Annotated in this window: 4 protein-coding genes; 2 read left to right on the top strand and 2 right to left on the bottom strand. The window is 34.6% G+C overall.

Translation table 11 applies throughout. The features are described from left to right. Positions 1 to 139: 139 nt before the first annotated feature. Both AB1630_10185 and glyA read right to left on the bottom strand, forming a co-directional pair. Positions 140 to 604, bottom strand: coding sequence for an SEC-C metal-binding domain-containing protein (locus tag AB1630_10185; protein ID MEW6104159.1), 465 nt, complete (start codon positions 602 to 604; stop codon positions 140 to 142). Then, positions 601 to 1,812 (bottom strand): serine hydroxymethyltransferase, encoded by a 1,212-nt coding sequence (gene glyA, locus AB1630_10180; GenBank protein ID MEW6104158.1) that lies wholly within the window; start codon positions 1,810 to 1,812, stop codon positions 601 to 603. The genes AB1630_10185 and glyA overlap by 4 nt, the downstream gene beginning before the upstream one ends. Positions 1,813 to 1,833: 21 nt before the next feature. Here glyA and AB1630_10175 point away from each other — a divergent pair, with 21 nt between their 5' ends. Beyond that, positions 1,834 to 3,675: a glycosyltransferase family 39 protein gene (locus AB1630_10175; GenBank protein ID MEW6104157.1), complete on the top strand. Its 1,842-nt coding sequence runs from the start codon at positions 1,834 to 1,836 to the stop codon at positions 3,673 to 3,675. A gap of 5 nt (positions 3,676 to 3,680) precedes the next feature. Beyond that, on the top strand, positions 3,681 to 4,553 hold the full coding sequence (bioB, locus tag AB1630_10170; GenBank protein MEW6104156.1) for a biotin synthase BioB: 873 nt from the start codon (positions 3,681 to 3,683) through the stop codon (positions 4,551 to 4,553). The last annotated feature ends 377 nt before the right edge of the window (positions 4,554 to 4,930 follow it).

Genomic DNA, 4,930 nt, shown 5'->3' with positions numbered 1-4,930 from the left:
ATTAAACCACGAAGGAGTAATTTCAATGTCCAATGCAAAATTAGCAATTATCAATTCAAAATTACCGTAAAGTTCATTTTGCATTTTGAGTTTTGCATTGCTAATTTTTAATTGAATTTCTTTCCTTAACAACAGGGATTTATCTTCCGCAGCAAAGCTTGTATTTCTTTCCACTTCCGCAAGAGCAGGGAGAATTTCTTCCTATCTTTGGGGTTTCCCTCTTTACAGTTTGAGGAATCTCAAAGCCTATCTCTTTGCTCATTTCGTTTTTCATCTCATCGGTCAGTAACCCCTTTTCTTCCAAAAATTTAAGGAATAGCTTAAGGAGCTTTTGAATATCACTGGCAGCCTCTTTATTCATCGGGACTTTCTTTTTAATCTTAAAGAATAACCCCATTATCTCCATTTGACCCATCTTTGGGCTAATCGTGCTTTCAAACAATGTATTGAGGATAAAGCCTGCATTTTCGACAATCTTTCTTGATTTGATAAGCCAAAGCCTTTCTGAACTTATAAATTCATCTATTAAAGGCTTTATGTCTAATTCTTTTTCTTCTTGTTGGGGCTTTTCTTTTTTCTTGAATAAATTTTTAAGGAAATTCATTCTATTGGAAATGCTTCACAAAGAGAGGCAACCTCCTTTCTTACATTTTCTTTTCTTCTTATTACCCTTTCAATCATTTTAGCTATTTCTTTCATTTCATCCTCTTTCATCCCCCTTGTTGTAAGGGCTGGTGTTCCTATCCTTATTCCAGATGTTATTGTTGGTGGAAGGGGGTCATAGGGAATAGCATTTTTATTAACAATGATGCCCTGCTCACAAAGAAGACTTTCTGCAATATTTCCTGTTATCCCTTCATCCCTTACATCAACAAGAAGAAGATGGTTATCGCTTCCACCTGTTATTAGCTTAAAGCCAAAGGAAATAAGGCTTTCTGCTAAAATGGAAGCATTTTTTACAATTTGCTTTGCATATTCTTTAAATTCAGGGGACAATGCCTCTTTAAAGCATATAGCCTTTGCTGCAATGATGTGCATAAGTGGACCACCTTGTATTCCTGGAAACACAACCTTATCAATAAGCCTTCCATATTCTTGCTTTGCCATAATCATCCCTCCCCGAGGGCCTTTTAATGTTTTATGCGTCGTTGTCGTTATAACATCAGCTATTCCAGCTGGGCTTGGATGGACATTGCCTGCTATAAGCCCAGCAATATGGGCAATATCTGCAACTAAAATGGCATCTATTTCATCGGCTATTTTTCTAAATTCTTCAAAGTTTATTATCCTTGGATATGCTGATGCACCACAAACAATCATCCTTGGGTTGTATTTTCTTGTCAATTCTCTGATTGCATCAAAGTCTATAAGGCCTGTTTTTGGATTAACGCCATAGGGTATTGATTTAAATATCTGACCAGAAAAATTGACAGATGCTCCATGTGAAAGATGTCCTCCTGATTGTAGGTCCATTCCCATAATTGTATCCTGTGGAGATAAAAATGCAAGGTATGCTGCCATATTTGCCTGTGTTCCCGAATGTGGCTGGACATTTACATATTCTGCATCAAAGAGCTTCTTTGCCCTTTCAATGGCAATGGTTTCTACCTGGTCTACAAACTCACATCCACCATAATATCTCCTGTTTGGATAGCCCTCTGCATACTTGTTTGTCAATACAGAGCCTGCTGCTTCCCTAACACTTGCGCTTACATAATTCTCTGATGCAATAAGGTTTAATGTATTTTTCTGCCTTTCTTCGTCAGCCTTTATTATTTCAAATATTTCATCCATTTTTAAGAGACTATAAATTAAAAAAGCCATCTTTGTCAATTGACAAAACCATATTTTCCTTATATCCTTATAAGGATGGCAAACAAAAGAAAAAAGAGCAAGAAGGAAGCCTGGTTTTTGAAGGAATACATTTTTATCCCTTTTTTTCTTATTCTTTCATTTATCATTCGGCTTTCTATCCTCAAGGATATTGAAAATGGAGGATGGCTTTCTACCCAGCTTATGGCTGGAACAGATATGACAACCTTTGATTCCCAGGCACAAAGTATTTTAAAGGGAGAGAATGTCATTTTTGCCTCGGCAACCTCTGTCCTCTATCCCTATTTTGTAGCTTTTGTCTATTCATTTTTTGGAAGAAATCTTCATTCTGTCTATATTATTCAGACAATTATAGCCCTTTTTAGCTATTTCCTCCTTTATCTTACAACAAAAAGACTGTTTGATAAAAATGTTGGTATTATTACATTTATTTTAAGCCTTTTTTATGGACCCTTTATTCTCTATGAGGATTCTTTGTTAATAGATGGGCTATTTACCTCCTTTGTCTCTATAATCCTCTATTTTTTGGTAAGGCTACAAGAAAAGCCATCAGGGAAAAATGGTTTTCTATTAGGTCTTATTATTGGAATATCAGCCCTTCTTCGTGGAACTGTTCTAACATTTATCCCCTTTCTTTTTGTTTTATCTTTAATATTATTTAGATTAAGGAAGGGAATTCTTATATCTTTCTTTATAATAATTGGAAGTATAACGCCAATAATTCCTATTACCATAAAAAACTACATTGACACAAAAGAGTTTATCTTTTTATCCTCCAAGGGAGGAACACAATTTTATATCGGAAATAACCCGGGCTCAACCGGGCATTCTGATTCCTATACAGAAAATCATAATGAAATTACAGAAAGAATAAATAAAGAGCCATCTATTTCCAAAAGGTCTTCCCTTTGGATGAAGGAATCATTAAGGTTTATTAAAAATAGTCCTTCTGCATGGCTTTCTCTTACCCTTAAAAAGGCTTGGCTATTTTGGGACAGCTGGGAGATTCCAAACAATGTTGACTATAGCAATTTTAAGAACTTTTCAAAGGTTATGTCATTATTCTTTAAGTTTAGCCTAATTGCACCGTTATGTCTTTTGGGTCTTATATTATCAATAAAGAGAAAGGCTGTGCTTGGATTGATATTTTTTATCCTCTCTTATTTTCTGACAACAACAGCCTTTATGGTCTTGGGAAGGTATAGGATAGGTGTTCTTCCCTCCCTTTTACCATTTGGAGGGTATGCAATTTTTTATCTATATAACCAAAGAAAGGAAATTAAAACAATCATTCCTTGTTTCTTACTATTTTCCTTGCTATTTATTGGTGTTAATTTCTCATCCACCCTTAAAAAATATATTTATCCATTGCTATATAAAGATGGAATTGAGACAGAAAAAGATGGCTATCTCTACATAATGGATGCACCTGAGGAGGGTGGGAATAGGGAAACCTTTACTCTAAACAATCCAAATAGGGTAATAAAAAAGGAGCTTATAATAAAGGACATTTCAAAGATAAAGGACAATTGCTTTTTCTTCTTTGATTTTTTTGGAGGACCTGGTTTAATCTCTATAGAAATAAATGAGAAACCTTTAGGAAAAACACCCTGTCCAAGTAGCGGCGGTCTACTTATCTTTGGAAAGGCAGGTGTTCCTATATCTATGTTAAGAAATGGAATAAACACCATTTCCTTAAGGGCAATGGAGGGTTCATTTGAGATACCCCTTGAGAAGGTATTAAGATATAGCAGATCCTTCATCTCAGAGGATGCTGGAAAGGGCTGGGAAAGGATAGATAGGGGAGAATTTACCATAAGGTTTAAGCTTAAGTTAAAATAAAAGCTATGGAAGACATTCTTAATCTTCCTTTGAATGAGCTTATATGCCTTGCAAATTCTTTTAGGAAAGGGTTTTCCCTTGATATTTGTTCTATAATGAATGCAAAATCAGGAATGTGTCCTGAGGATTGCAAATTCTGTGCCCAATCAGGCTATCATAAGACAGAAATTTTAAGATATCCATTACAAAGCAAAAAAGAGATTTTAGAAAGGGCAGAATATGCGAAATCTATTGGTGCAAAAAGATTTGGAATTATTACATCTGGAAAAAAACCAACAAATAGAGAGCTTGATGTAATACTTAAAGCAATCAAAGAGATGAAAGACATTTCAGTTTGTGCTTCGCTTGGAAGGCTTGATAGGGATGCTCTTTTGGCATTAAAGGATGCAGGGCTTTCAAGGTATCACCATAACATTGAGACATCTAAAGAATTCTTTCCAAGCATTGTAACAACATATAAATTCTCTGAAAAGATAAGGACAATAGAATATGCAAAAGAGGCAGGCCTTGAGGTTTGCTCTGGTTGTATCATTGGAATGGGAGAATCTTGGAGAGATAGGCTTAACATTGCAAATTTACTAAAAAGCCTTGATGTTAATTCTGTTCCAATAAATGTTTTAATTCCTATAAAAAATACGGCTTTTGAAGGAATTTCTCCTATATCAGCAATAGATGTTATAAAAACAATTGCTATATTTAGGATAATCTTAAAAGATAAGACAATAAAAATAGTAGCTGGAAGGGAAAATTTAGGTCGGTTTGAATTATTGGCATTCTTTGCAGGAGCAAATGGGATGATTATAGGAGGCTATTTAACGATAAAGGGAAGGGATGTTTCAGAAGATCAAAGGCTTATTAAGGAAATAAAAAGCCTCTAATTATTGAAGTTGAACTTCCATAAATGATTGGTGAATTTGTATGTGTTTAGCTTTAATGGAACAAATGAAATCTGAAATCTTAAAACAAATTCAAATGACTAAAATTGAAAATTCAAAACAATATAATTTTCCATTTTCCGCTCTTATTTACAATAGGAATTGAATTTCCAAAAAAAATCTAAAGTTTAACCCTCTTAAAAACCAATATATATACACACAAACATCTTCGTCAAACAATTCTAATTGAATAGGGCGTGGCTACTTTCAAACGACGGCCAAAACATCTTTCCACCTCCCTTTTGGATGCACTCTTTCTTGATCCTTCTGAATATGGAAAGACCAATAGTCTTCAAAATCCCCACTTAAATATATAGCTC

The organism is bacterium (assembly GCA_040753555.1).
In the GTDB taxonomy this organism is placed as follows: domain Bacteria; phylum UBA9089; class UBA9088; order UBA9088; family UBA9088; genus JBFLYE01.
Note: the sequence above shows the minus strand (reverse complement) of the source record. Positions and strands in the feature narration are given on the sequence as shown.

What these genes read in the sequence shown, in the direction of transcription:
- AB1630_10185 (MEW6104159.1), bottom strand. Translation starts at nt 604, where the DNA reads ATGAATTTCCTTAAAAATTTATTCAAGAAAAAAGAAAAGCCCCAACAA.
- bioB (MEW6104156.1), top strand. Translation starts at nt 3,681, where the DNA reads ATGGAAGACATTCTTAATCTTCCTTTGAATGAGCTTATATGCCTTGCA.